This is a genomic window from Hyphomonadaceae bacterium ML37 (assembly GCA_027627685.1).
In the GTDB taxonomy this organism is placed as follows: Bacteria; Pseudomonadota; Alphaproteobacteria; order Caulobacterales; family Maricaulaceae; genus Oceanicaulis.
In genome coordinates, this window is the sequence record CP091241.1 from 244,979 (window position 1) to 269,490 (window position 24,512).

24 protein-coding genes are annotated in these 24,512 nt (G+C 66.6%); 8 read left to right on the top strand and 16 right to left on the bottom strand.

Annotation, left to right across the window (positions count from 1 at the left end; all coding sequences use genetic code 11):
- Nucleotides 1–2: 2 nt before the first annotated feature.
- Nucleotides 3–2,306, bottom strand: a complete 2,304-nt coding sequence (gene ptsP / locus L2D01_01285) for a phosphoenolpyruvate--protein phosphotransferase (GenBank protein ID WBQ10418.1) — start codon at nucleotides 2,304–2,306, stop codon at nucleotides 3–5.
- A 115-nt stretch (nucleotides 2,307–2,421) separates the two neighbouring features.
- Entirely contained in the window at nucleotides 2,422–3,426 is a 1,005-nt protein-coding gene (gene ftrA, locus L2D01_01290; protein WBQ10419.1) for a transcriptional regulator FtrA, read from the bottom strand.
- A 78-nt stretch (nucleotides 3,427–3,504) separates the two neighbouring features.
- On the opposite strand from ftrA, the gene L2D01_01295 reads away from it, so the two are divergent.
- Entirely contained in the window at nucleotides 3,505–3,903 is a 399-nt protein-coding gene (locus L2D01_01295) for a hypothetical protein (GenBank protein ID WBQ10420.1), read from the top strand.
- 3 nt (nucleotides 3,904–3,906) lie between these two features.
- Here the strand turns inward: L2D01_01295 and L2D01_01300 are convergent, their stop codons facing one another.
- The 5 genes from L2D01_01300 to secA form a co-directional block, all read right to left on the bottom strand.
- Nucleotides 3,907–4,257 (bottom strand): ArsC family transcriptional regulator, encoded by a 351-nt coding sequence (locus L2D01_01300; protein WBQ10421.1) that lies wholly within the window; start codon nucleotides 4,255–4,257, stop codon nucleotides 3,907–3,909.
- 8 nt (nucleotides 4,258–4,265) lie between these two features.
- Nucleotides 4,266–4,682 carry an MAPEG family protein gene (locus L2D01_01305; GenBank protein WBQ10422.1) on the bottom strand — a complete coding sequence of 139 codons (417 nt, stop codon included), beginning with the start codon at nucleotides 4,680–4,682 and terminating at the stop codon, nucleotides 4,266–4,268.
- Nucleotides 4,683–4,772: 90 nt separating this feature from the next.
- Nucleotides 4,773–5,849 (bottom strand): DUF2235 domain-containing protein, encoded by a 1,077-nt coding sequence (locus L2D01_01310; GenBank protein WBQ10423.1) that lies wholly within the window; start codon nucleotides 5,847–5,849, stop codon nucleotides 4,773–4,775.
- A gap of 129 nt (nucleotides 5,850–5,978) precedes the next feature.
- Complete coding sequence (locus tag L2D01_01315; GenBank protein WBQ10424.1) at nucleotides 5,979–6,434, bottom strand: competence protein ComJ; 456 nt, start codon at nucleotides 6,432–6,434, stop codon at nucleotides 5,979–5,981.
- A 62-nt stretch (nucleotides 6,435–6,496) separates the two neighbouring features.
- Nucleotides 6,497–9,283 carry a preprotein translocase subunit SecA gene (secA, locus tag L2D01_01320; protein WBQ10425.1) on the bottom strand — a complete coding sequence of 929 codons (2,787 nt, stop codon included), beginning with the start codon at nucleotides 9,281–9,283 and terminating at the stop codon, nucleotides 6,497–6,499.
- A gap of 135 nt (nucleotides 9,284–9,418) precedes the next feature.
- Between secA and L2D01_01325 the strand changes: the two genes are divergently transcribed.
- Genes L2D01_01325 through L2D01_01335 form a run of 3 tightly spaced genes read left to right on the top strand, consistent with a single transcriptional unit; the run spans nucleotide 9,419 to nucleotide 11,109 of the window.
- Nucleotides 9,419–10,465 (top strand): peptidylprolyl isomerase, encoded by a 1,047-nt coding sequence (locus L2D01_01325; GenBank protein ID WBQ10426.1) that lies wholly within the window; start codon nucleotides 9,419–9,421, stop codon nucleotides 10,463–10,465.
- A gap of 48 nt (nucleotides 10,466–10,513) precedes the next feature.
- A complete protein-coding gene (locus L2D01_01330) occupies nucleotides 10,514–10,954 on the top strand; it encodes a (deoxy)nucleoside triphosphate pyrophosphohydrolase (GenBank protein WBQ10427.1) in 441 nt (146 codons plus the stop codon).
- Nucleotides 10,955–11,004: 50 nt separating this feature from the next.
- Complete coding sequence (locus L2D01_01335; protein ID WBQ11613.1) at nucleotides 11,005–11,109, top strand: hypothetical protein; 105 nt, start codon at nucleotides 11,005–11,007, stop codon at nucleotides 11,107–11,109.
- A gap of 218 nt (nucleotides 11,110–11,327) precedes the next feature.
- Here the strand turns inward: L2D01_01335 and L2D01_01340 are convergent, their stop codons facing one another.
- Entirely contained in the window at nucleotides 11,328–12,545 is a 1,218-nt protein-coding gene (locus tag L2D01_01340) for an acyl-CoA dehydrogenase family protein (GenBank protein WBQ10428.1), read from the bottom strand.
- Between the two features lie 84 nt (nucleotides 12,546–12,629).
- On the opposite strand from L2D01_01340, the gene L2D01_01345 reads away from it, so the two are divergent.
- Together L2D01_01345 and L2D01_01350 are read left to right on the top strand one after the other, a co-directional pair.
- The gene (locus L2D01_01345; protein ID WBQ10429.1) at nucleotides 12,630–13,370 is read left to right on the top strand and encodes a sulfite exporter TauE/SafE family protein; all 741 of its coding nucleotides are present in this window, start codon (nucleotides 12,630–12,632) and stop codon (nucleotides 13,368–13,370) included.
- Nucleotides 13,367–13,951: a GNAT family N-acetyltransferase gene (locus L2D01_01350; protein WBQ10430.1), complete on the top strand. Its 585-nt coding sequence runs from the start codon at nucleotides 13,367–13,369 to the stop codon at nucleotides 13,949–13,951. The genes L2D01_01345 and L2D01_01350 overlap by 4 nt, the downstream gene beginning before the upstream one ends.
- Here the strand turns inward: L2D01_01350 and L2D01_01355 are convergent.
- Nucleotides 13,938–15,371, bottom strand: a complete 1,434-nt coding sequence (locus L2D01_01355; GenBank protein ID WBQ10431.1) for a sulfotransferase — start codon at nucleotides 15,369–15,371, stop codon at nucleotides 13,938–13,940. The genes L2D01_01350 and L2D01_01355 overlap by 14 nt on opposite strands.
- Before the next feature lie 166 nt (nucleotides 15,372–15,537).
- On the opposite strand from L2D01_01355, the gene hemF reads away from it, so the two are divergent.
- Nucleotides 15,538–16,428: an oxygen-dependent coproporphyrinogen oxidase gene (gene hemF, locus L2D01_01360; GenBank protein ID WBQ10432.1), complete on the top strand. Its 891-nt coding sequence runs from the start codon at nucleotides 15,538–15,540 to the stop codon at nucleotides 16,426–16,428.
- Nucleotides 16,429–16,521: 93 nt separating this feature from the next.
- Here the strand turns inward: hemF and L2D01_01365 are convergent, their stop codons facing one another.
- The 5 genes from L2D01_01365 to L2D01_01385 form a co-directional block, all read right to left on the bottom strand.
- A complete protein-coding gene (locus L2D01_01365) occupies nucleotides 16,522–17,040 on the bottom strand; it encodes a CarD family transcriptional regulator (GenBank protein ID WBQ10433.1) in 519 nt (172 codons plus the stop codon).
- Between the two features lie 344 nt (nucleotides 17,041–17,384).
- Complete coding sequence (locus tag L2D01_01370; protein WBQ10434.1) at nucleotides 17,385–17,726, bottom strand: ferredoxin family protein; 342 nt, start codon at nucleotides 17,724–17,726, stop codon at nucleotides 17,385–17,387.
- Between the two features lie 101 nt (nucleotides 17,727–17,827).
- Entirely contained in the window at nucleotides 17,828–18,124 is a 297-nt protein-coding gene (locus L2D01_01375; protein ID WBQ10435.1) for an RNA-binding S4 domain-containing protein, read from the bottom strand.
- A complete protein-coding gene (locus L2D01_01380) occupies nucleotides 18,121–20,727 on the bottom strand; it encodes a helicase (GenBank protein WBQ10436.1) in 2,607 nt (868 codons plus the stop codon). Before L2D01_01380 ends, L2D01_01375 begins: the two co-directional genes overlap by 4 nt.
- Before the next feature lie 94 nt (nucleotides 20,728–20,821).
- Nucleotides 20,822–21,625, bottom strand: coding sequence for a DUF3108 domain-containing protein (locus L2D01_01385; protein WBQ10437.1), 804 nt, complete (start codon nucleotides 21,623–21,625; stop codon nucleotides 20,822–20,824).
- A 219-nt stretch (nucleotides 21,626–21,844) separates the two neighbouring features.
- Between L2D01_01385 and rpmB the strand changes: the two genes are divergently transcribed.
- Nucleotides 21,845–22,135, top strand: a complete 291-nt coding sequence (rpmB, locus tag L2D01_01390) for a 50S ribosomal protein L28 (protein WBQ10438.1) — start codon at nucleotides 21,845–21,847, stop codon at nucleotides 22,133–22,135.
- A 154-nt stretch (nucleotides 22,136–22,289) separates the two neighbouring features.
- Here the strand turns inward: rpmB and L2D01_01395 are convergent, their stop codons facing one another.
- Nucleotides 22,290–23,402 (bottom strand): ferritin-like domain-containing protein, encoded by a 1,113-nt coding sequence (locus tag L2D01_01395; GenBank protein ID WBQ10439.1) that lies wholly within the window; start codon nucleotides 23,400–23,402, stop codon nucleotides 22,290–22,292.
- A 156-nt stretch (nucleotides 23,403–23,558) separates the two neighbouring features.
- Complete coding sequence (locus tag L2D01_01400) at nucleotides 23,559–24,512, bottom strand: sterol desaturase family protein (GenBank protein ID WBQ10440.1); 954 nt, start codon at nucleotides 24,510–24,512, stop codon at nucleotides 23,559–23,561.

Here is a 24,512-nt window from a genome sequence, read left to right on the forward strand (position 1 = left end):
AATCAAATGCTTGTCATTTCATCAACAAGTTCTCGCGGCAGACCCGCATTTTCTCCCGCTGACAGCAGCGCGCGGCGCAAATCCGGCCGTCCTTGCGCGATCGCCTCGTCCAGCCAGGCGCCCAGGCGCGCCGCGTCCACGCCCGCCAGCGCACGCTTGACCGGCCCGATCATGCCGCCGGCCATGGATAGCGACCGGTAGCCCAGCCCCGTCAGCACGCAGGCCTCTAGCGGACGTCCGGCCAGCTCGCCGCAGACATTGACCGGCTTGCCCGCGCCGTCGCACGCCTCGCGCACCGACTTGAACAGAGCCAGGGCCGGGGTGCTGATGGGGTCATAGCGCCCTGCCACGCGCGGGTTCTGGCGGTCGGCGGCGAAGAAATACTGCATCAGATCATTGGCCCCGACCGATACGAAGTCCGCCATGGCCAGGCACGCTTGCGGCGCAAACGCGATGGCCGGGGTCTCCAGCATGAAGCCGATGCGCACGCTGGATGGCGGGACGTGGCCATGGCGCTCGGCGTGATGCAGCTCCTGCTGGAGCATGGCGCTGGCGTCAGTGAATTCGCGCGGATCGGTGATCAGCGGGAACAGCACGTTCAGCGCCCGGCCCGAGGCGGCGTGGACCAGGGCGCGCAGCTGGTAGCGGGTGAGGCCCGGCCGGTCGAGGCCCATGCGAAGGCCCCGCCAGCCCAGCGCCGGGTTGGCTTCGCGCGTCGCCCGCGTGTAGGGCGCGACCTTGTCACCGCCCAGATCCAGCGTGCGGAACACCACCGGGCGGTCGCCGGCCGCGTCCAGCGCGGCGGCGTACAGATCGATCTGGGCCTGCAGGCGCGGCAATGTGTCGGAGACCATGAACTGGAATTCGGTGCGGAACAGGCCGATGCCTTCCGCCCCGCTCTCCTCCAGCCGCATCAGCTCCACTAGCAGACCGGCATTGGCTGACAAGACGATGCGCGCGCCGTCTTTGGTCATGGCCGGCGCGCCGCGCAGGCCCGCATAGACCCGGCGGCGTTCGGCAAGGCCCGCGATCCGCTCGTCATAGGCCTCGCGCACCTCATCGGACGGGCGGGCGTGCAACAGGCCGAACTCGCCATCGACGATCACGGCGTCGCCGTCCTCCACCCGGTCCAGCGCGCCTTCGATCTGGCCCACCATGGGAATGCCCAGCGCCTTGGCGACAATGGCGGCATGGCTGGTCTGGGAGCCTTCCTCCACCGCCACGCCGACCAGATTGCGCCGGTCCAGCTCCAGAAGCTCGGCCGGTCCGATGCTGCGCGCGATCAGGACCGCGCCTTCGGGCAGCTGGGCCGCCGCTTCCGCGCCATTGCGCTCCAAGTGACGCAAAAGCCGGTTGGCGAGGTCTTCCAGATCATGCAGGCGTTCGCGGAAGTACGGATCGCGCGCCTGCATCAGCCGGGCGCGATGCTCGTTGCGCACGCGCTCCACGGCGGCTTCGGCGGTCAGGCCCGCGCGCACCGCCTCGCGCAGCTGGTCCAGCCAGCCGCGGTCATGGGCGAACATGCGATAGGCCTCGAGCACTTCGCGCGACGGCGTGCCCATGGGCGCGCGCCCGGAATCCAGCAACAGGTCCACAGAGCGGCGCAGGCGCTTGATGGCGTCCTCCAGCCGGCTCTCCTCGGCCTCGGCGTCCTCGGCCACCATGCGGGCGGGGCGCACATGGGGCTCGTGCTTGACCGCCACGCCGCGCGCCAGCCCGCCCGACAGGGCCAGACCCTGAAAGCGTTCGGGCCGCGACAGGCGCAGCTCCAGACCGGAAAACGCCTCGGCGCCCACCAGATCGCCGGATACAACAATCTCGGCCAGCAGCATGGCGACGGTCTGCAGCGTCTCGATCTCTTCTTCGGTGATCGGACGCACGGCCCGGGTCTGGGCGGTGAGCACGCCCACCAGGCGCCCGCCGCGCAGGATCGGCACGCCGACAAAACTCTTGAACGGCTCCTCGCCGGTTTCAGGCCGGAAGGAGAAGCTGGGATGGTTCGGGGCGTCTTCCACCGAGAAGGGCCGCGCGCGCCGCGCCACCAGACCCACCAGGCCTTCACCGGCTTTGAGCCGCGTGCGGTGCACCGCGTCGGGCTTCAGGCCGTGAGTGGCCGACAGCTCCAGCGCGCCGGACGGGCGCACCAGATAGATCGAGCACACTTCCGAGGCGGTTTCTTCAGAAATAATGTCGGTGAGCCGGTCGAGGCGCTTTTGCGCATCCTCCTGCACCGCCATCAGGTCGCGGATCCGCCCGAGCAGGCGGCGCGGTCCGCGCGCGGCGGGCTGCAGGGCGTCTGGCGTCATGATCACCGTTCCGTTGGCGTGTGGGGCGGCGCTCGGGCCCGCCCGCTATTGGGCAGACAAGCGCGCCGCGCGCAACCCTGTCTGCAGATCAGAGACAGCGCCGGCCCCCGGTGCGTCAAGGGGCGGGGGCTCTGTCCGGTTCCCGGCGGGCGAAGCGCTGGCGGTGTTCGCGCGGGCTCAGCCCGGTGCGCGCGCGCAGGTGCAGGCGCATCAGCGCCGCCGAGCCGAACCCTGATCGCCGCGCAATCTCCTCCATGGGCAAGGCGGTGGTTTCCAGCAGGGCGCACGCCGCCTCCACCCGCACGCCGGTCAGCCACCGGCCCGGAGTTTCGCCGGTGATCTCAAGGAAACGGCGCGCGAAGGTGCGCAAGCTCATCGCCGCCGCGCGGGCCATGTCGCCTTGCGTCCAGGGCCGGTGCGGCGCCTGACGCACTGCGTCCATCAAGGGCGCCAGGCGTCCGCCGGGGCGTGGCGGCACAGGCCGCTCGATGAATTGCGCCTGCCCGCCATTGCGATGCGCGGGGATGACGAGGCGGCGCGCCACGCTGTTGGCGGCTTCGGGGCCGAAATCCTGACGGATGATATGCAGCATGAGGTCGATGCCCGCCGCTGAACCCGCCGAGGTATAAATCCCGTCCGCCTCGGCATAGAGCACGCGGGCGTCCACCTCGAGGGCCGGATAGGTGTCCTGCAGCGCCTTCGCATAGCGCCAGTGGGTGGCCGCGCGCTTGCCATCCAGCAAGCCCGCCGCCGCCAGCAGGAAAGCGCCTGAGCAGATGGAGGCTATCCGGGCGCCGCGCGCATGCGCCTTGCGCAGGGCGGTGATCAGGCCCTCCGGCGCGTCCCGCTTTGGCCAGCCGGGAATGATGATCAGGTCAGCGTGCTCCAGAACGTCTGGAGATGCATCCGGGGCGATCATTGTCAGGCCGCCCAGCGCCCGCATCGGGCCATCGCTTGCCGGGCAAAGGGCGAAACGGTACCAGTCCGGGCCCATTTCCGGGCGCGGCAGGGCGAAGATTTCCGCCGCAATGGCAAATTCGAACGTGCACAGCCCGTCATAAATCAGGACCGCCACAAGCGGTCCGGAGGGCGCGTCGTCGTTTGGCGGAATATTACTCATCATTGTCTTTTCTGCCACTCGCCGCCCCGCGCGGCAAGCGGCAGATTGGCGGCGTTCGATCTGCCTGAGGAGGTCCCCATGGCCAGCGCCGTCACAACTGTCCCTGCCGCCCCGCCGCACGCAGCCGAGGCGCATTTCGCCGCCCTGTTCACCTATGAAACCGATTGCTGGGACGTGCATGAGGCGCTGGGCGCTGAAGCCGACTTCGTCCTGCTCGATATGCGCAGCCTGGCCCAGTTCGAGGCCGGCCATGTGCCCGGCGCGATCCATCTGCCCCATGGCCGCATCACCGCGTCAAAACTGGCGCGCTGGACGCAGGAAACCCTGTTCGTGACCTATTGCGCCGGGCCGCATTGCAATGGCGCCGCGCGCGGCGCCCTGCGCATCGCCCGGCTGGGGCGGAAGGTGAAGATCATGGCGGGCGGCGTCACGGGCTGGCTCGATGAAGGGTTTGACCTGGCCCGCAGCGCGCCCTGAGGCTTATCCGAGCCCCAGCGCCGCGCGCACGGGCGGCGTCCAGCCCACATGCGGTGCGCCGCCCGCCTCGATCACGGGCCGTTTGATGAGGGTTGGGTGGGCGGCGAGCAGGCCGGCCGGATCATCGGCCAGACGCGCGCGCTGACCCGCGTCAAGGCCGCGCCATGTGGTGGAGCGGGTATTGGCCAGCTGCTCAACGCCCACAGCCGCGATCCAGCCGGGCAGGCGCGCCGCCAAGCCTGGATCATTGCGCACATCGACAAACGCGACGCTGCGCCCCGCCGCCTCGAGCGCCTTGAGCGCCTTGCGGCAGGTATCGCAGGTTTTCAGGCCATAAAGGGTGATGTCCGTCACGGCCCGGCTCACACCAGCGCCAGCACGCAGCGCACGGTCATGACGATCAGGACTGTCGTCGCCAGCACATAGAGGGCGAAACGCACCGGGATGAAATTGACCAGCGCCTGATAAAGGCTGTGAGCAATGCGCACGAAGACATAGCTCCAGGCCAGGCCGATAAACACGGCGTCCGTCATCCCCATCAGCTGGATGTAGAAGATCAGCGCGTAGAACAGCATGGGCTGCTCGTGCAGGTGATTATGGTTGTCGGCCACCTGGCGCACCGAGCGCGGCAGCACGTCCATTTCCGACTTTTCGCGCAGCTTGGCGGCGTTGATGCCGGCCTTCTGCATGGCGGGGATGCGCGTGGCGTACATCCACAGCCACATCACCAGCGTCCAGGCGATCAGGACCAGAACGGGGGTGAGAATGGTATCGTACATGACAGGCCTCCGCACAAACCGGCGCGCGCCCAGCCGCGCAGCCGCTGGTGCGCAGTCAAGCCTGAGTCCGGCTTGCGAGGAAGCGGGATCTCATCTGAGCTCGGCTTCGTGCGGTTTCAGCGCGGCGGGACGGTATGGCGGCGCTCCGGCTGCGTACCGGTGCAGCACCGACGCATGCAGGCCATCGCGCGCCGGAGACGGGATCTTGCGCGGTTCGTGACCCAGCTTGTCCAGAAGACCGCGGCTGCGCTCCGGCAGCGGATGCAGCGGATCGGGACGGAACCATTTATCGGGGTGGCGGGTCAGATCCACGCCGAGCCCCAGCGCCGCGGCCTCCTGCGCCATCCAGTCGAGGGCGACGTCCGCCAGGGGCTCGCTCGCCTCCTCCCCGCCGCCAACCCCGCCATGGCCGCCGGCGAACCAGACCTGTTTGACCTGATCCGGACTGGCATTGGGCGAAGCGAACATGTCGGTGGGCGCGAACGCCTTGCGGTCCTCGTCAATGGCGCAGGCATGACGCGCATGGGCGATGGAGCGGTTGAGGAAACAGTCGTGAAATCTGTAATCCTTATTGCTCCGCCGGGCGAAGGCGCCCAGTCCGGGGATGCGGGTTTCGGGAATGCCGCGCATGCCCACCGTGTCCCAGCATCCCAGAAACCGGATGGGCGCCACGGCGCCATGGTCCGTGCGGAAGGCCACAGCCTCGGGCGAAGAGGGCTTCACATCCGGCGTGCGGTACAGCTCGAAGGCCTCATCCAGCTTGTGGATCGACATCCGGCTCAACAGCCCGGAACAGTAGATCATCCCGGCCAGCGAGCGGACGGTGAAGGCGCCGCGCGAAAAGCCGAACAGATAAATCTCGTCGCCAGGCTCGTAATTGAAGGCCAGGAATTGATAGGCCGCGCTGATCTTCTGCTCCAGCCCGGACCCGAACAGACCGCCCAGCGCGCGCTGGATATTGGCGCCCTGGCGCTCGAACCAGTTGGCGTTGGCGAAATCGAAGGGCACGCCAACCCCGGTATCGTAATAGACGATCTGCTGGACCGGTGCGCTCTCCGGTCCGGGCGCCTCAGGCAATATGGCGCGGGCGATCTTGACCACATTGGTGGGACAGGGCTGACCCACACGCTGCCAGGTGCCATCGCAACACACGACCAGTCGCTTCATGAAACATCCTTCCAGCGCATCAATCCGGCGCGGAAGAGTATTCCCTTAAGGGGTGTGTGGGGACAAGGCGAATTCGCCTAAGTCGCAATAAACATATTGGGGCCTGAGCGTAGGTTGCTTACCGATCCATCAAGCGGCGGGGCTGGCTTCCAGCAGTAACTTGTCAGGAACCGTCATATCCGGTCCCGGCTTGAGAATGCAGTGGATGGCTTTCTCGAGGGTCAGCGTAATTTCCGCGCGAGCCTGTCCGGCGTCATTCGATTCAAACAACTCAAAAAACAGCGCGTATTGACCGTCAGGGATCGCGATCTGGACCGTGTCAACCACATTGCCGCACTCCAGGCCCCGCCCCCCCTTCACATGGATAGGCACAAGAATGACCCGGTTCGCGCTTGGACTTGGCGCATATGTTTTGAGCTGTCTGATATTCACCCACAGCTGATGGATGTTTGGGGAAATGGCGAATGACACGCTGGCCGGACGCCAAGCGAAACCTTGGGCAATGTGGCCTTCTGCCCAGTCATTGTAGGGATGTTCCTCATCCGAGGAGAACACCGCCAGTTGCGCATAAAGGATCGGGAGCAAGCATTCCATAATAAAACCAAAGAGATAGCTGCATCATTCGGGCCGCCCAGCCCAGATCCCGATCAGGACGCGTCCACCTTGCCGTGGCAGTGCTTGTATTTCTTGCCCGACCCGCACGGGCAAAGCTCATTGCGCGACACGCGGCCCCAGGTCGAGGGATCGGCGGGATCGACCGCCGCGGCGGCGACGCGCGAGGATAGCGGGGCGCGCGCGCCTGCGGCGGCGCGGGTTCCGCCCGCAGCACCCTCGGCGCCGATCGTGTTGCGGCCCGTGGCCGGGTCGGCGTGGCGTACTTCCAGATTTTCAGGCGGGCGCGGCGCCGGGATGGGGGCCGACGGCGCCAGGCGCAGATTGAACAGCATGCGCGTTGTCTCAAAGCGCAGCTCGTCCAGCAGCCCTTCGAACAGCGAGAAGGCCTCGGTCTTGTACTCGTTGAGCGGATCACGCTGGGCGTAGCCGCGCAGGCCGATGACCGAGCGCAGGGCGTCAAGCTGCTGCAGGTGCTCGCGCCAGTTCTGGTCAATGGTCTGAAGCAGGATCTGCTTTTCGATGCGGCGCATCAGCTCCGGGCCGATATCGGCGGCGCGCTCGGCATAGGCTTCGTCCACCGCTCTGGACAGGCGGTCGAGGATTTCCTCGTCCGCGATGCCTTCCTCGGCGGCCCATTCGGTGACCGGCAGTTCGAGGTTGAAATACTTGGTCACGGCCTCTTTCAGGCCCGCTACGTCCCACTGGTCAGCATAGGCCTTAGGCGGAATGTGGCGGTTGACCAGATCCTCGGCGCACTGGGCGCGCATGTCCTTGATCACGTCGGACACGTTGGCGGCGGTCATGAACTCGATACGCTGCTCGAAGATCGCCTTGCGCTGGTCGTTCATGACGTCGTCGTATTTCAGTATGTTCTTGCGGATGTCGAAATTGCGTTGCTCGACCTTTTTCTGCGAGGTCTCCACCGCCTTGGTCATCCACGGGTGCTGGATCGCCTCGCCATCCTTCAGCCCCAGCGTGCGCATGATGGTGTCCAGGCGCTCGGGCGCGAAAATGCGCAACAGATCGTCTTCCACCGACAGATAGAAGGCCGTGCGGCCCGGGTCGCCCTGACGGCCCGACCGGCCGCGCAGCTGATTGTCGATCCGGCGGCTTTCATGGCGCTCGGTGCCGATCACGAACAGGCCGCCGGCCTCCAGCGCCTTTTGCTTCTTGGCCTCGACGTCTGCGGCGATCTCGGCCTTCTGGGCGGCGATCTCCTCCTCGGACGGCGTGCGGCCGGCTTCTTCTTCCGCGGCGAGCCAGTCTTCGATGCGGGCGTCCACATTGCCACCCAGCTTGATGTCGGTGCCGCGCCCGGCCATGTTGGTGGCGATGGTCACAGCCCCCGGCACACCGGCCTGGGCTATGATGCTCGCCTCCTGCTCGTGATAGCGCGCATTGAGCACTTTGTGGGTGATCTTCTTTTCCGTCAGGAAAGCCGACAGCGATTCCGATTTCTCGATGGAGACCGTGCCCACCAGAACCGGCTGGTCCTTCTTGTGCGCGGCTTCGATGGCGGTGAGGATCGCTTCGTTCTTTTCGCGCGCGGTGCGGTAGAGCTCGTCCTCTTCGTCGATCCGCTGGATCGGGCGGTTGGTCGGGATTTCCATCACGCCCAGGCTGTAGATGGCGGCGAACTCGTCGGCCTCGGTGGCCGCGGTGCCGGTCATCCCCGCCAGCTTGTCATAGAGGCGGAAGTAATTCTGGAAGGTGATAGAGGCCAGCGTCTGGTTTTCCGGCTGGATCTCGACCTGCTCCTTGGCCTCGATGGCCTGGTGCAGGCCTTCGGACAGGCGCCGGCCCGGCATCATGCGGCCGGTGAACTCGTCGATCAGGATCACATCGCCGTCGCGCACGATGTAGTCCTTGTCCTTGCGGAACAGCTTGTGGGCTTTCAGCGCCTGGTTGACGTGGTGAACCGTGGTGACATTCTCGATGTCATACAGGTCGCCGGTCTCCAGAAGGCCACGCTCGCGCAGCAAGTCCTCGATATGCTCATTGCCCTCTTCGGTGAAGGTGCACGAGCGGGACTTTTCGTCGACCGCAAAGTCCTCGTCATCCAGCAGCGGGATGATCGTGTCGATGGTCTTGTAGAAATCCGTGCGGTCGTCGGTGCGCCCGGAGATGATGAGCGGCGTGCGCGCCTCGTCGATCAGGATGGAGTCCACCTCGTCCACGATGGCGTAGTGGTGGGTCGCCTTCTCCAGCGGCCGGCCGCCGAACTGCACCATGTCGGCCAGCGAGTATTTCATATTGTCGCGCAGATAGTCGAAGCCCAGCTCGTTATTGGTGCCGTAGGTGATGTCGCAGGCATAGGCCGCGCGGCGTTCCTCGTCATAAATGCCGTGGACGATCACGCCCGTGGTCATGCCGAGCCGGGCGTAGACCTGACCCATCCATTCGGAGTCGCGCTTGGCCAGATAATCGTTCACCGTGACGATGTGCACGCCCTTGCCCGGCAGGGCGTTGAGATAGGCGGCCAGCGTGGACACCAGCGTCTTGCCCTCGCCGGTCTTCATTTCCGCGATCGAGCCCTCGTGCAGGGTGATGCCGCCCATCAGCTGGACATCGTAATGACGCTCGCCCAGGGCCCGGCGCGCGGCCTCGCGCACGGCGGCGAAGGCTTCGGGCAACAGCTTGTCCAGGCTCTCGCCGGCTTCATGGCGCTGGCGGAACTCGGCAGTTTTGGCCTTGAGCTGGTCATCATCCAGCGCCACAAAGTCGGGCTCGAGCGCGTTGATCTTCTCCACCTGCGGGCGCATCCGCTTGACCACGCGGTCATTGGACGATCCGAAAAGCTTGCGGGTGAAGTTGAGCATGACGTATCAGCCTTTGCGCGGGCGCGGACAACGGGTCTTTATGACCGCATCCGCCTCGCCGCAGCGCCTGAAAGCGCGCCAGCGGACGGGCGATGTTGCCTGACCCAGGTGCACGGTGACTTAAGGAGGCCCTGTTTGACTGTCAATCAAGCCCGCCCGCTCAGCCTCATCCGCGCCCTGTCATCCAGCGCCCTCGCGGCAGCCTGTCTGACCGCTTGCAACGGCTCTGACGATGGAGAAAACGGCGCCGGCGACCGCTCTCGCGCCGGTCAGCTTCGCTTCATGGAAGAGCGCGCCAGCCCCGGGACGCCGGCCGCCCGGGTGGGCGCCGCTGTGATCACGGTGGAGGATGTGCGCCGCGAGGCGCGCGCGCGCGATCTCAGCGATGATCCCGATGCGCTGGAGCCGGGCAATCCGGTCTTCCGCGAGGCGCTGGAGGCGTTGATTGATCAGCGCCTGCTGGCGCTCGAAGCCGTACGGCTGCGCCTGCACGAAACCCCCGAGGCTCGGCGGCGCCTGGCCGAGGCCGAAGAGCGCATTCTGGGCAATGTGCTCATGGAGACCGAAGTCGCCGATGCAGTGTCGGATGACGCGGTGCGCCGGGTTTATGAGGAGCAGAGCCGCCTGGTCCCGCCCCAGGACGAGGTGCGCGCACGCCATATTCTGGCGGCGTCGCGTGATGACGCGCGCGAGGTGCTGCGCCAGCTGGAGGACGGCGCGGATTTTGCCGCGTTGGCCCGCCAGGTCAGTCTCGATCCGGCCACGCGGATGGAAGGCGGCGATATCGGCTATTTCACCGCGGCGGGCATTCTGCCGGAATTCGCCCGCGTGGCGTTCGCCACCCCGCGCGGCGCCATCAGCGAACCGTTCCAGACCGAAGCGGGCTGGCATGTGCTCACCGTGATCGACCGGCGCAGCCAGCCGCGCCCCTCGCTGGACGCCATGCGGCCCAGCATCGTGCGCTTTCTGACCATGCAGCGCATCGATTCCCTGCTGGAGACGATCCGAGAGCGCTACCCCGTCACCATCACCGCGGCGCGTGCGCCCTCGGAACTGCGTCAGCCGGCCCCCGAGGCGCCGCAGGAGGAGGCTGGCGGCGAGGCGACGCCGGAGGCCGCGCCGGACGATGCGCAGGGGGATACACAGGACGGGGCGGATGACGACGCGCCCGGTCCGCGTTAAGCCCTGCCTAACCGTATCGGCACACGCGCCCTTAACGCCAAAGAGGCCATGATGATCATCAGTCCGGCGTCCATCTTGCTGGTTGCAGCCTGTGCGCTGGTCGATTCAGGCGGGCGCGTGCTGATCACGCGGCGGCCCGAAGGCAAGCCGCAGGCCGGGTTCTGGGAATTTCCAGGCGGCAAGCTCGAGCCGGGAGAAAGTCCGGAACTGGCAGTGGTCCGGGAGCTGCGTGAAGAGCTGGGAGTCGAGCCGTGCGAACAATGCCTGCAACCCTTCGCCTTCGCGTCCTGCCCCCTGGAGGGCGGGCAACGCTGGCTGGTGATGCCGCTGTTTGTGTGCCGGCGCTGGGACGGGTTTGTGGATCCCAAGGAAGGCCAGGAGATCGCCTGGGTGCGCCCCGAGCGCCTCAGCGACTATCCGCTCTTGCGGGCGGACCGGCCGCTGGCGGCCGAATTGCGCGACCGGCTGGAGGGCGTGAAGGTTTCCTGAGCGCCCAGCGCGGAACCACCGCCATAGAATACGCCCTCATCGCCGGCCTGATCGCGATCGCCATTGTCGTTGGCGTTTCTGCGCTGGGCACGGGCAATGGCGGGATGTGGACGAATATCGAGTCCGAGGTGAGCGCGGCGCTGACCGGGGGCTAGAAACGACCCGCTCAAATTTGTCAAAGGTGAGGCAGCCCGCGAGCGCCGAAAGACACACACTGCCCGCGTGAAGACGGACTTGCTCTGGAGTGTTCAGCTGCAAGGCTGCCTTATCCCCACACTACCAAAGTGTGAACGAAAAGTAAATTTTCCACAGGCCAAAAAAGACACCGCCCCACTGGCCTGGCGAGGCGGCGCCGTGTGTACGATCAGTTCAATCAGGCCTCGTTGAGCCAGCGCTTGGCTTCCAGGCGCGCGATGGTGCGCTCGTGCACCTCGTCCGGACCGTCGGCGATACGCAGGGTGCGGATGCCGGCATAGGCCGCCGCCAGCGGGAAGTCATCGCTGACCCCGCCGCCGCCATGGACCTGGATGGCGTCGTCGATGACCTGCAGGGCGACGCGCGGCGCGGCGACCTTGATCATGGCGATCTCGCCGCGGGCGGCCTTGTTGCCCACCGTGTCCATCATCCACGCGGCTTTGAGCGTCAGCAGGCGCGTGCATTCGATATCGATGCGCGCCTTGGCGATGCGGTGCTCCCAGATCGAGTGCTGGATCACCCGCTTGCCGAAGGCTTCACGGCTCATGGCGCGGCGCACCATCAATTCGAGCGCCCGTTCCGCCGCGCCGATCGTGCGCATGCAGTGGTGAATGCGCCCCGGCCCCAGCCGGCCTTGTGCGATTTCAAACCCCCGACCCTCGCCCAGCAGCATGTTGGAGGCGGGCACGCGGACATTCTCCAGCTTTACTTCCATATGGCCGTGGGGGGCGTCGTCATAGCCGAACACCGGCAGATGGCGCAGGATGGTGACGCCCGGCGCGTCGGCGGGCACCAGGATCATGGATTGCTGGCGGTAGGTCTCGGCGTCCGGATCGGTTTTGCCCATCAGGATGAAGACCTTGCAGCGCGGATCGCCGGCGCCCGAACTCCACCATTTGACGCCGTTGATGACGTATTCGTCGCCCTCGCGCCGGATCGAGCATTCGATATTGGTGGCGTCCGAAGACGCCACCGCCGGTTCGGTCATCAGAAAGGCCGACCGGATCTCGCCCTTCAGCAGCGGCGTCAGCCACTGATCCTGCTGGGCTTTCGTGCCGTAGCGCACCAGCACTTCCATATTGCCGGTGTCGGGCGCGGCGCAGTTGAACACTTCCGAAGACCACGGCACCCGGCCCATTTCTTCGGCCAGCGGGGCGTAGTCGGCGTTGGACAGGCCCGCGCCCTGATCGGAATCGGGCAGGAAGAGATTCCACAGCCCGGCCTCCTTGGCCTTGGTCTTGAGCTCTTCGATGATCGGCAGCACCTGCCAGCGATTCTCGCCAAAGCCTTTGAGCTGTGCGTGATAAGTGTGCTCATTGGGGTAGACGTGGCTGTCCATGAAGGCGCGCACGCGCTTGAGGTAATCCTTGCACACGTCTGAATATTCGAAGTTCATCTCATGCTCCTCCCGCGCCGGTCTGCCCGGCGGCCTGTATCTGGAGATGATCATAACCATCTGGCGCAGAATTCCACCCGCGACATGACCCCGCTTGTCATCCTGATCACAGTTTTCCTCACCGCCATTCTGTCGGCCATGCTCGGCATGGCCGGCGGGCTGGTGCTGATGGGGGTGCTGGCGCTGCTCCTGCCGGTGTCAGCGGCGATGGTGACCCATGGCGCGGTGCAGAGCGTGTCCAATGGCTGGCGCGCCGTGCTGCTGCGCCGGTTCATCCTGTGGAAGGCGCTGGGCTTTTATCTCATCGGGTCGGCGCTGGCGGCGGCGGGATTGCTGGCGGTGCAGCTCTCGCTGGAGCGCGCCTGGCTGCTGATCGCGCTGGGCTGCGTGCCGATGCTGGTCTGGCTGCCGGCCGGGCGCTGGTCGCTGGATGCGGCGCGGCCAGTTCACGGCGTGGCGGCAGGCTTCCTGATCACGGGGCTGAATGTGATCGCAGGGGTTTCGGGGCCCTTGCTGGACGTGTTCTTCCAGAATTCGGACATGGACCGGCGCGCCATCGTGGCCACCAAGGCGGCCAGCCAGGTGGCCGCTCATGGCGTGAAGATCGCCTATTATGTGGGACCGGCCATAGCGGTGAGCGATAGCGGATTGCTCTGGCTGATCGCCCTGGCCGCGCCGCTATCCATCGCCGGCACGACGCTGGGCGCGCGGATTCTGGCGGGCATGAGCGAGGCGGTATTCCGCCGGTGGACGAAGCGCGTGGTCACGGTCATCGGGCTGGTCTATCTGGTCATGGGCGTAGTGGAGCTGGCGGGGGCGGGATGATGGATCTGGAGCCTGCGATCCTCCAGGACGCCCATGTGCGTCTTGAGCCCCTGATCGAGGCTCACCGGGAGGCTTTGCGCGCGCCGGCCGATGATCGCGACATCTGGGCGTTCATGACCCAGCGTGGCGATGGCCCCCATTTCGACGCGTGGTTTGACAAGATGCTCACCGCCAGCGCCGGGCCGGTGCAGATCAGCCATGCCGTGATCGACGCGGTCTCGGGCGCGTGTGTCGGCCATACCGCATTTCTGGAGATCAGCGCGGGCCATGCCCGGGTGGAGATCGGCTGGACCTGGTACGCGGCCTCTGCGCGCGGCGGTGCGGTCAATCCCGCCTGCAAGCGGCTTTTGCTGGCTCATGCCTTCGATTGCGGGGCGCAGCGGGTGGAGCTCAAGACCCATCATCTGAACCTGCGCAGCCAGCGCGCCATCGCCCGCCTCGGCGCGGTGCGTGAAGGCGTCCTGCGCAGCCACTACGCCACCTGGACCGGGCAGCGGCGCGATACGGTGATGTTTTCCATCCTGCGCGCGGAATGGCCTGCGGTTCGGGCCGCGCTCGACGCCCGCCTTACGCCTCGTTGACGCCCGCGCGCCCCAGCGCCGCGACCAGGGCGGGAAGCCGGGAGGCGGCGCGTTCATGCACGCCCACCGGATCGGTCTTGAACAGATCGGCGCGCAGCCAGGCTTCCGCCGCGGCAGCCTCCGCGTCGACGCCGGCGAACTGGGCGATGCGCGAAACTTCGCCGCCCGGATCGGCGGCCAGCGCTTCATAGGACACGGTCATCACCCGGTCGCCGAACAGGGTGCGCCACCGCTCGCCCAGCCTTGCGGTCTGGGTGGTCACCCGGGCGATATCGTCCAGGTGATAGGACCAGTGGCGGCCCTTGCGGAAGCGGCGCTTGAAGATCGCCCAAGCCAGATCCCTGGGCTCGCGCGTCACGATGATGAAACGGGCGGCCGGCAAGGCCAGCCCGGCGGCCCCGACTGACATCTCGTTCAGGCTGGACGGATCGATAATCCGTTCGGCCTTGCCTGTGCGTTCCTCGGCGTAGCGCAGATAGGCGCGGCCCACCTCGGCCAGCGCAGACCGGTCACCCGCCTGGCTCAGCGCGTGCTCGATGTCTTCGGGACGCTGATCGCCCAGCGGCGAGGCCGCCATCCAGAAAATACTGTTATATCGCTCCAGCCGCCCCACGCCCTCGCCGGCGCCCAGCGCCCGGGCGAGCCAGCTGGCGCCGGCGGCGGGGGGCGCGACGATGAAGACCGGACGCGCGTCCAGCAGGCCCGCGTCCTGCTGACTGCCCGCAAAGCGCGGATCGTACACGCTCAGCAAATGGGTGATGGACTGTTCGTGGCGCTCCACATCAAAGGGCGCGGATTCGCGGTAGAAGGCGGCGCCTTCGGTGACCCGCCGGGCGGACACGTCATATTCGCCCACATCCTCGTAGGCCTTGGCGATAGCGTAGGCGAGAACGCCGCGCTGCTCGGCCGAGGCGGCTTCGGGCAGGTTGAGCCGTGTCTGCTCCATATGCGCCAGCACGTCATCGCCGGCGGTGAAGGTGTGGGCCTGGGCCAGGCCCTCATAGGAAATCGCGTCGCCGCCGCTCAGGGCCACGGCCAGGCGGAAATGGGTTTCGGCCTCCGCCGCCCGGCCCAGCTCCAGCAGCGCCCGTCCGGCGCGCCGGCGCAGGACCACATCCTCGGGGAAGCGCTTGATCTGGGTTTCGAAGACTTTCAGCGCGTTGGCGTGGTCGCCCATCGCCGTATAGACCGCCGCCACCCACAGCCAGGATTCCAGATGATCGGGCGAGGCTTCGGCCACCCGGCCGGCGGCCTGAAGCGCTGCAAAATCATCGCCGGCCTGCAGGCAGGCGCCCGCCACGCTCGCCCAGTCGGCGCCCAGCGGCATTTCAGCGGCCAGCATGGCGCGCGCAGCACGCGACATTTCCAGCAGATTTTCGGCCTGAATGGCGGCCTGAAGGCGGGCGACAGGATCGGACATGGCGGATGCAACCAGGATGAGGGTTGAAATGAAGGCGGGATGGCAGGCGGAACGGGCGGGCAAACTAGCCGCGCGCCGCCGCATGCGCCACCCTGCGTCGCCACAAGCACTTGCAAGGGGCAGGCCGTTTGGGCCATGACCCGGATGACACATGGGGAGCATCTCGATGACTGAACCTGCCGATCTTGCCCGCCAACCGCGCGCCGTGGCCGCGCGCGCCTGGTTTGAATCCCTGCGCGACCAGATCTGCGCCGCGTTCGAGGCGCTGGAAGACGCCGCCGATCCTGCGCTCTACCCGGGCGAGCCGGCCCGCTTCGAGCTGACGCCCTGGAAGCGCGGCGACGGGGCGGAGGATCTGGGCGGCGGCGTGATGGGCCTGATGCGCGGGCGCCTGTTTGAAAAGGTCGGCGTGCACGTCTCTACCGTTTACGGGCGGTTCTCGCCGCAATTTGCCGGTCAGGTGCGCGGCGCCGCGGAAGACCCGCGCTTCGCCGCCACGGGCATTTCGCTGATCGCCCATATGCGCAATCCCCATGTGCCGGCGGTGCACATGAATACCCGCTTCATCTCCACCCAGCTGAGCTGGTTTGGCGGCGGGATGGACCTCAACCCGACCCAGGACTATCAGCGCCAGGACGATTTCGAGGACACGGTGCTGTTTCACGCAGCCGCCAAGGCAGCCTGCGACCGTGCTGATCCGGAATACCATCCCCGCTACAAGGCCTGGTGCGAGGAGTATTTCTGGCTCAAGCACCGCGCCGAGCCGCGCGGCACGGGCGGAATATTTTATGACCATCTCGACACCGGCGATCATGACGCCGATTTCACCTTCACCCAGGATGTGGGCAAGGCCTTCCTGGAGGCTTATCCGGCCATTGTGCGCGCGCGCATGGGCACGCCCTGGACTGAAGCCGACCGGCGCGAGCAGCTGATCAGGCGCGGACGCTATGCCGAGTTCAACCTGCTCTATGACCGCGGCACCAAGTTCGGTCTGGAAACCGGCGGCAATATCGAGAGCATTCTGTCGTCTATGCCGCCGGAAGCCATCTGGCCCTAGAGGGCTGGTTCAGGCCTGTAGGCTGCACCCAAACAGAAAACGCCCCGCTGTCGCCAGCGGGGCGTTTTTGTATGCGCTGCAAGCCGGTGAGGCTTAAGCGGCTTTCTTGGTCAGGGTCTGGGTCAGCAGTTCCAGCGCCTTGTCCCGGTCGACCTTCTCCACGGCGGCAACCTCGCGCACCATGCGGTCGAGGGCCGATTCATAGAGCTGGCGTTCGGAATAGGATGGCTCGGGCTGGTCTTCCTGACGGTGCAGGTCGCGGACCACTTCGGCGATGGAGATGAGATCGCCCGAATTGATCTTCGCTTCGTATTCCTGGGCGCGGCGGCTCCACATGGTGCGCTTGATGCGCGGCTTGCCCTTCAGCGTGCCGATCGCGTCTTTCAGCACCTGTTCGCTGGCCAGCGGACGCATGCCCGACGTGGTCGCCTTGGAGGTCGGCACGCGCAGGGTCATCTTGTCCTGCTCAAACGAGACCACATACACCTCGATATCGAACCCGGCGACGGTTTCCTTCTCGACGCCAGTGACCCGGCCCACCCCGTGGGCGGGATAGACGATGTAATCACCTTTTTTGAACGACTTGTTATCGTTGGCGGTTTTCTTTGTCATGGAGGCTCCCGTGTCCTTTTTGGGCTGGCGTCCCCGGAGTGCGGGACTGCGCCAGCCATGATGACAGTCCCGACTTCACATGCGCTTGCCGGCGGACGTGCGCGCCCGGCCGGGCCGAACTGAACATAAAGAAAAACCGCGTGCGGACCTGGCATCGGTCCGGCAGGCGGGATTCTTGAAAGATGATCAGTTCAAGACAGACATCCTCAGGCCGCCAGATGGCGGTCTATCCGATATGTCAGGGATATAACACAAAAACGGCCAAAACTCAACGTGCTGCGCGCGCGAAGACGCGCCGCATACGGACATGAGTTAACCAAAGCTTAACTGGATGGCCGGCGCGGCTATTCGCCTGAGCCAGGCTTCTCGGAGAAGTATTTCTCCAGCTTTCCCGTCTCTGTTTCAAAATCCGCCGCGTCAGGGGGCGCATCTTTCTTGACGGTGATGTTGGGCCAGCTCGCCGCATATTTGGAATTGATCGCCAGCCATTTGCCGTCCGAATCATCTTCAGTGTCCGGCTTGATCGCTTCGACCGGGCATTCAGGTTCGCAGACGCCGCAATCAATGCACTCGTCGGGATGGATGACGAGCATGTTCTCGCCCTCGTAGAAACAGTCTACGGGGCAGACCTCGACACAGTCGGTGAATTTGCAGCGGATGCAGGCGTCAGTGACGATGTAGGTCATCGAGGAAGCGCAATACCTTTGATGATCAAACCTGGGGCGGGACGTGGAGCGGGATTTGGCGTCCGCGCGCCGGTTTGTCAATCGCGCCGCTTGTCCAGCGCTCAGCCAGCCCCGCTTTCGGCCTCGTACAACCCGCGCGCCTCGGCCGGCGGACCGCGCCGCTCAGCCAGCGCCAGGACGGCGATGCGCACCACGTCTCCGCCGCGCGTAAACACTAGCCGGTCCCCGGCGCGCACCAGCGCCGCCGCGCGCGTCAGGCGCTGCACCTGACCGAATCGCTCAATGCGCACCCGGCCTGCCGAAATCGCCTCCGCCGCCAGCGCGCGTGATTTGAAAAGGCGGGCGCGAAACAGCCAGATATCGCAGCGCTGGCTCGCCGCTTCTGACTCCGGCGTCACGCGCGCTTGTCCCGGGCGGCGCGGCGCGGCCGGGGACGGCGCGCTTTGGCGGGCCGGGCTGCGGCAGGGTTGGCGGCGGGCGTGAGGCTGAGCGCCGCCAGGGCGGCGAAGGGCGTGTCGGCGGGCGGCGGCGTCCCGGGCGCCTCGCGATCGGGTTCGCGGCGCGCCCGGCTGGCCCACAGTTCCGGGCTGCCGCCTTCGGCTTTGCGTACGCGGCGATAGCCCAGCGCGCGCAGCACCCCGCACAGCGCCTCCTCGTCGCATCCCAGCAAATTCATCATCTCGGGCGCAGGCGTGAAACGGCGCGACTTGTCAGCCTGGCGGGCATCCCGGATCAGGTCGGCGAGGCGTTCGAGCATGTCCAGACGCACCGCCAGCGGCCCGCACACCTGATACCCGGCGCAGGCGTGAGCCGCGGCATCCAGCGACGGGTCCGGCGCCACACTCGTGCGTCCGGGCGGCGGACGGAAGGCGCGCGCCGCGTCGCCCGTATGAACCGCATGCAGCAAAGCGTTCAGGCGCGCGGCGCGGGGTTTCAGGAGCGCCGGCATGAACACGCCATGCTCGCCCAGCCGCACGCCGGCCGAGCGCAGCTGGCGGCGTTCCTGGGTCGACAGCGCAGCGATGTCAGCGGCCAGCGCCTGGCGCGGCGCCGCGCCATGACCTTCCACCAGCCGGTAGGCAATCCCACGCGCCAGACCGTCCAGACCGCCCGTCCGCGCCCCCACAGCCTCACGCAGGCTCAAAAGCGGTCCCAGAACGGCGCGCGCCTGATCCGCCGCGAAGGCCTCCAGCCGGCGCTCGGCGCGGGCGCCCGCTTCAGCTGCGCCCAGCTCGCCGCCAATCAGCGCGGCGCCGGGCGTGAACGGGTCGGGACCAGGGGTCAGGCGCGCCACCGGCTCGTCCTGCCACAGCACGCGGCCTTCCTCGTCCAGCGCCAGCGCATCGTCTTCCGCGCGCGCCAGCTGGCCCAGGCGCCGGTTGATTTCGGGGCGTACGGCCTTGAGCGCGGCATTGGCCACGGCCCGGCGCGCCAGCGGCCCGCCAGCCGCGTCTGCGCGGAACGCCAACCCGTCCAGGCGCCCGACGAAATGGCCCTCCACAGTGACTTCTCCAGAGCCGTCGAGCCCGGCCTGCAGATCAATATTTTCGCGCAGGCCCTTCATCAAAGCGCTGGTGCGCCGGTCGATGAAGCGCGCGGTCAGCTGTTCGTGCAGGGCGTCGGACAGCGCATCCTCCACCTCTCGGGTGCGCGCCTGCCAGTAGGACGGATTGCCCGTCCAGGATGGCCGGTGGGCGGCATAGGACCAGGTGCGCACCTGGGTCAGGCGCTGGGCCAGCGCGTCCACATCGCCCGCCGTCTTGGCCAGGCGCGCGATCTGGGCGTCGAGCCAGGCGTCGGGCAGACGGGCATCGCCATCTGACAGATAGAAAAACAGCGAGCGGACCAGGCGCGCGTGCTCGTCCAGCGTGCCTTTGCGGAACTGCGGCGTGCCGCACACATCCCACAGCCGCGCCGCGCCGCCGCGTCTTGCCGCCCGCTCGCGCACCTCCGGGTCGCGGGTGAGGATGTCCAGCACCGCCTCATCCACAGCCGAGCGCACCCGTTCCAGCGCCGGGTGGGGCGCCGGGGCGCCCAGCGATACCCGAAGGCTCTGCAGATCGGTGAGGTCCAGATCGCTATTGCGCCAGACCAGGCGCGTCACCGGCTCGAACTCGTGGTTCTCCACCTGCTCGATCAGTTCGGGGTCCAGCGCCCGCGCCTCGCCGGTCTCGCCAAACGTGCCGTCAGTGCGGAAACGCCCGGCGCGGCCGGCGATCTGGCCGATCTCATGGGCGTGCAGGCGCCGCCGCTTGCGGCCGTCAAACTTGGTGTAGCTGGCGAAAGCGACATGGCCGACATCCATGTTCAGGCCCATGCCGATGGCGTCCGTGGCGATCAGGAAATCCACCTCGCCCGACTGATACAGCGCCACTTGCGCGTTGCGGGTGCGCGGCGACAGGGCGCCCATGACCACCGCCGCCCCGCCGCGCTGGCGGCGCACCAGTTCGGCCATGGCGTAGACATCCTCGGCGCTGAAGGCGACGACAGCCGAGCGGCGTGGCAGCTTGGTCAGCTTTTTCGTCCCGGCATAGCTCAGCGTGGAGAAGCGCTCGCGGGTTTCGATCACGGCCTCGGGGATCAGCCGGCGCAGGATCGGGCGCATGGAGGCCGCGCCCAGCAGCATGGTCTCTTCGGTCCCGCGCGCATGCAGCAGCCGGTCGGTGAAGATATGGCCGCGCTCAGGGTCGGCGGCCAGCTGGATCTCGTCCACCGCCAGAAAGGCGGGGCGCATGTCCAGCGGCATGGCCTCCACCGTGCACAGGAAATAGCGCGCATGGGGCGGGACGATTTTTTCCTCGCCGGTGATCAGCGCAGCGGCGTGGGCGCCCTTCACCTTGACCACACGGTCATAGAGCTCGCGGGCGAGCAGGCGCAGGGGCAGGCCCATCACGCCTGACGCACGCGCCATCATGCGCTCCAGCGCCAGATGGGTCTTGCCGGTATTGGTCGGCCCCAGCACCGCAGTGACGGGGGCGGGCCGTGCGTGACGGGCGGTCATGGCGCGCTCCGGGGCTGCCGTCCCTGACGCCTAATCTAGGGTGATGCGCGGCCTTGAATAAGGGGGCGGGCGCAGCGCGGCGCGCTGAAGGCCCCTATTGCACCATCGGCCCGGCATAGACGCGGGTCGCCACGATATTGATATCGCCGATGCGGGTGCGGGCGCGGAAGCGCACGGGCACCCACGCGCCCTCCATCTGCGCCAGCCAGATATTGATTGGCCGGGCAATGTCTTCAGGCGTCGGGCGCTTGCCCTCGTCATAGCCGCTGACGGGTTCCAGATAGGCGCGGCAGCGCAGCGCCTGGCCGCGATACCCGCTCGAGGCGACCCGCTCCATCGCCCCGGCCTCCAGGCGCAGATCATAGCGCGCCTTGCCGTCAAACACCGGCAGGCGGCCTTCGCACGGGCGCTCGCCCTGGGGCTGGGACAGCATCAGGTTCAGCATCACCGTCACCGGGTCATACGCGCCCTGGCGTTCGGCATCACTGGCGGGCGGCTCGCCCATGGAGCCAAACGGCGGGTTCACGTCCGGCACGGCCATGCCGTCGGCGAAATTGATCCCCACCGTGCGATTGGTGCCGCTGGCGTGGTTGATGTGTTCGTAGCGCCACGGGCTCAGCGCGCGGCCGTCATCGCCCGTGCGGTAGCCGGTCGTGCTGGCGACGATGTCGGTGTCGTCAAACCAGCGCAACAGTCCGCCGGCGCGGAAATTGGCCGCGCCGGCATAGGTCTCGTCATGCAGCCAGGCCGAGATCGTGATGTTGGCCACCGGCACCGCCACAAGCACCGATCCGGAATACTCCACATGGATTTGCTCGGGCAGGGCTGCAGCCCCTGCGGACGCGCTGAACACCGCGGCAGCGGAGGCGAGGGCGGCGAGCATCGGGCGCAGGGTCATGACAGTCAGCCTTGTCTGGACGAGGGCGGTCAGACCGCCTGTGATATATGAAACCGGCGCCAATATGGCTGCAAGATGAATGCCGCCGGAGCACGCCTGCGCCTTGACGCCGCGGCTGGCGTCGGTTAGATCGCCCGCTCTTGCGCCGCAAGACGCCTCTTTTCAAACGGGGCCTGCGGCGGCGCGTCCGGATTAATCTGTCAGCTCAAGGTGGAAGCCATGTCGCGCCGCTGCGAACTTACGGGCACGGGCCCGATGTCGGGCAATAACGTGTCCCACGCGAACAACAAGACCCGGCGCCGCTTTCTGCCCAATCTGGTGCAGGTGACGCTGGCCTCGGAATCCCTCGGCCGTTCCTTCCGTCTGCGCGTCGCCGCCAAGGCCCTGCGCAGCGTGGATCATGCCGGCGGGTTTGACGCTTTCCTGCTGAAGGCCCGCGATGCGGACCTGTCGGCCGGCGCGCAGAAGATCAAGCGCGAACTGAAAAAGACCCAGACCGCCGCGGCCTGATTTTTTCAGCGTCTGAAATCTGAAACGCCCGCCGGTCTCCGGCGGGCGTTTTCGCGTTGACGCATGCCCAAAGAAAATGCCGCCCTGCGAGGGGTGCAGGGCGGCAGGGTGTTTCCCGCCGGCCGCGAGGGAAGGCGGCGCGGGAAAAGCTCTCCTATTCGGCGTGACCGGCCGCGCCGTGGGCAGCCACCGCCTCGATATACTCGCGGCGCGCCTTGCCTGGATCGAGGCTCTCTTCCAGCTCGCGCGCCACGCGCTCGTCATCGTCCTGCAACGCCTGCGGGTCGAGATCGGCGTAGTGCATCACGCCCATATCGGTATAGGCCTTCTGGATGCGCGGCCCCCACAGGCCGATATCCTTCACAATCGGCACGATGCGCTGGAACAGCATGGTTCGGTAGAGCTTCACGATCTCGGAGTTTTCCACGAACGCCTTGCATTCGTCCTCGGGCAGGCCGAGCACGGCATAGAGCTCGCGGCTCTGGGTCATGCGGTCGCGCATCAGATAGCAGGCCTCCACCAGAAACTCCTCGCGCTCGTCGCGCTCGGCCTGGGTGAGCTGGGGATAATAATCGCGCAAGGAAATCCGCCCGAACGCCACATGGCGTGCCTCGTCTTCCATGACATAGGCGTTGACCATGCGCGCCAGCGGGTTCTGCGCCAGATCCCGGATCGTGCCGAAGGCGGCCAGCGCCAGCCCCTCGATCACCACCTGCATGGCCAGATACGTCACGTCCCAGCGGCTGTCTGACAGCGCCTGGTTGACCAGCACCATCAAAGGATCGGTCATGGGATAGGCGACGCCGAACTTGCCCACGAGCTTGCGGTAGGCCTCCACATGGCGCGCCTCGTCCATTACCTGGGTGGCGGCGTAGAATTTGGCGTCGAGATCGGGCACCGCCTGCACGATTTTGGCGGCGGCCAGCAGCGCGGCCTGCTCGCCCTGCAGGAATTGCGACACGTTCCAGGACTGGGTGTGGCGGCGCAGCTCGATCTTTTCCTTCGCCGTCATGCGGTTCCAGACATCCGAGCCGTAAATGGCGACGGCCTCATCGGGCATCTGCATGGGGTTTTCAGGATCGAGCTCGAGCGTCCAGTCGATGCGGTTGACCGCATCCCACTGCATGTCCTTGCCCTTCTGGTACAGGTGCATGAGCGTGGTGCGCCCCTCATCGAAGCGCCAGTCGAACACGGCTTCGAATTCGTTGGGCACATGCCAGTGCGCATCAATGCCAGGCATGGGGTAGAGGTCTCGCAGCGCAGTCATGGGCGTCCTCCCGAGGATCAGCCGGGCCGTCCGCCGCGCCGGGAATGGCCAGGCGGTCCGGCCCAATTGGCGAACGCTCCCTGTCTGACGCAGGTGTGAACAGCGTTCACTTTATGGACACCATGAGGCAGGAGGCCGCGCCTGTCCAGCGCAGAGTTACTCCGCCGCCCGGATCTGCACGGGCGGCTCGATCCCGGTCTGGGCCTCGTCCGCCGCGCGTCTTTGCTCCATCCAGCGCTTCTTGAGCGTCTTGGAGCAGTCGCGGCTGCCGTCGGGCGACCAGCCAGGCGGTCCGAGCCAATAGCCCAGCACTTCGCGGATGGAGCGCGCCGAGCGCACATCCTTCACGATGCCGACCCATTCATGCAGACAGATTTTCAGCGGGTTGTGCGTGCCCAGCTGGCGCACAATGCCATAGCGGCAGGGCTCGTCGTCGCGTTCAGGCTCGAACGAGCCGAACATCTTGTCCCAGATGATGAACACGCCGGCGAAATTGCGGTCGAGATAGCGCGGATTGATTGCGTGATGGACGCGGTGGTGGGACGGCGTGTTGAACACCGCCTCGATGGGCGCGGGCAGGCGGCGCACCGTCTCGGTGTGGATCCAGAACTGGTAGACCAGATTGAGCGCGCCCACGAAGGCCACCATGGCCACCGGAAAGCCGATCAGCACCAGCCAGGACCCGAACAGGATGAATTTCAGCGTCAGCGGGCTCAGCCAGGGCTGACGCAGCGCCGTGGTCAGATTGTAGTGCTGGCTGGAATGGTGAACCACATGGTCGGCCCACCACCAGCGCACGGTATGCGCGAAGCGATGGGCCCAGTAATAGACGAAATCGTCCAGCACGAAGCACACGGCGAACGCCCACCACGCCCAGCCGATGTCGAAAAGCGCGTATTGCTCGATAAACACAAACCAGGTCAGCGCCACGCCGCCCAGAATGATCCCGGACACGGTATTGCCCAGGCCCATGACCAGGCTGGCGGCGCTGTCGCGCGGCTCGAACTTCGCCCGCCCCGTCACGCGTGCATAGATCATCTCGGCCACGATCAGCGCCACGAAGGCCGGGATCGCAAACAGGATCGGATCAGGCAGCTCAGGTGCATCCAT

Coding starts and splice junctions, on each gene's coding strand:
- L2D01_01380 (WBQ10436.1), bottom strand. CDS start 20,727: ATGACCGCCCGTCACGCACGGCCCGCCCCCGTCACTGCGGTGCTGGGG.
- L2D01_01305 (WBQ10422.1), bottom strand. CDS start 4,682: ATGTACGATACCATTCTCACCCCCGTTCTGGTCCTGATCGCCTGGACG.
- L2D01_01345 (WBQ10429.1), top strand. CDS start 12,630: ATGACCCCGCTTGTCATCCTGATCACAGTTTTCCTCACCGCCATTCTG.
- L2D01_01340 (WBQ10428.1), bottom strand. CDS start 12,545: ATGAACTTCGAATATTCAGACGTGTGCAAGGATTACCTCAAGCGCGTG.
- ptsP (WBQ10418.1), bottom strand. CDS start 2,306: ATGACGCCAGACGCCCTGCAGCCCGCCGCGCGCGGACCGCGCCGCCTG.
- secA (WBQ10425.1), bottom strand. CDS start 9,283: ATGCTCAACTTCACCCGCAAGCTTTTCGGATCGTCCAATGACCGCGTG.
- L2D01_01400 (WBQ10440.1), bottom strand. CDS start 24,512: ATGGATGCACCTGAGCTGCCTGATCCGATCCTGTTTGCGATCCCGGCC.
- hemF (WBQ10432.1), top strand. CDS start 15,538: ATGACTGAACCTGCCGATCTTGCCCGCCAACCGCGCGCCGTGGCCGCG.
- L2D01_01365 (WBQ10433.1), bottom strand. CDS start 17,040: ATGACAAAGAAAACCGCCAACGATAACAAGTCGTTCAAAAAAGGTGAT.
- L2D01_01355 (WBQ10431.1), bottom strand. CDS start 15,371: ATGTCCGATCCTGTCGCCCGCCTTCAGGCCGCCATTCAGGCCGAAAAT.
- L2D01_01370 (WBQ10434.1), bottom strand. CDS start 17,726: ATGACCTACATCGTCACTGACGCCTGCATCCGCTGCAAATTCACCGAC.
- L2D01_01350 (WBQ10430.1), top strand. CDS start 13,367: ATGATGGATCTGGAGCCTGCGATCCTCCAGGACGCCCATGTGCGTCTT.
- L2D01_01330 (WBQ10427.1), top strand. CDS start 10,514: ATGATGATCATCAGTCCGGCGTCCATCTTGCTGGTTGCAGCCTGTGCG.
- L2D01_01295 (WBQ10420.1), top strand. CDS start 3,505: ATGGCCAGCGCCGTCACAACTGTCCCTGCCGCCCCGCCGCACGCAGCC.
- rpmB (WBQ10438.1), top strand. CDS start 21,845: ATGTCGCGCCGCTGCGAACTTACGGGCACGGGCCCGATGTCGGGCAAT.
- L2D01_01385 (WBQ10437.1), bottom strand. CDS start 21,625: ATGACCCTGCGCCCGATGCTCGCCGCCCTCGCCTCCGCTGCCGCGGTG.
- L2D01_01310 (WBQ10423.1), bottom strand. CDS start 5,849: ATGAAGCGACTGGTCGTGTGTTGCGATGGCACCTGGCAGCGTGTGGGT.
- L2D01_01395 (WBQ10439.1), bottom strand. CDS start 23,402: ATGACTGCGCTGCGAGACCTCTACCCCATGCCTGGCATTGATGCGCAC.
- ftrA (WBQ10419.1), bottom strand. CDS start 3,426: ATGAGTAATATTCCGCCAAACGACGACGCGCCCTCCGGACCGCTTGTG.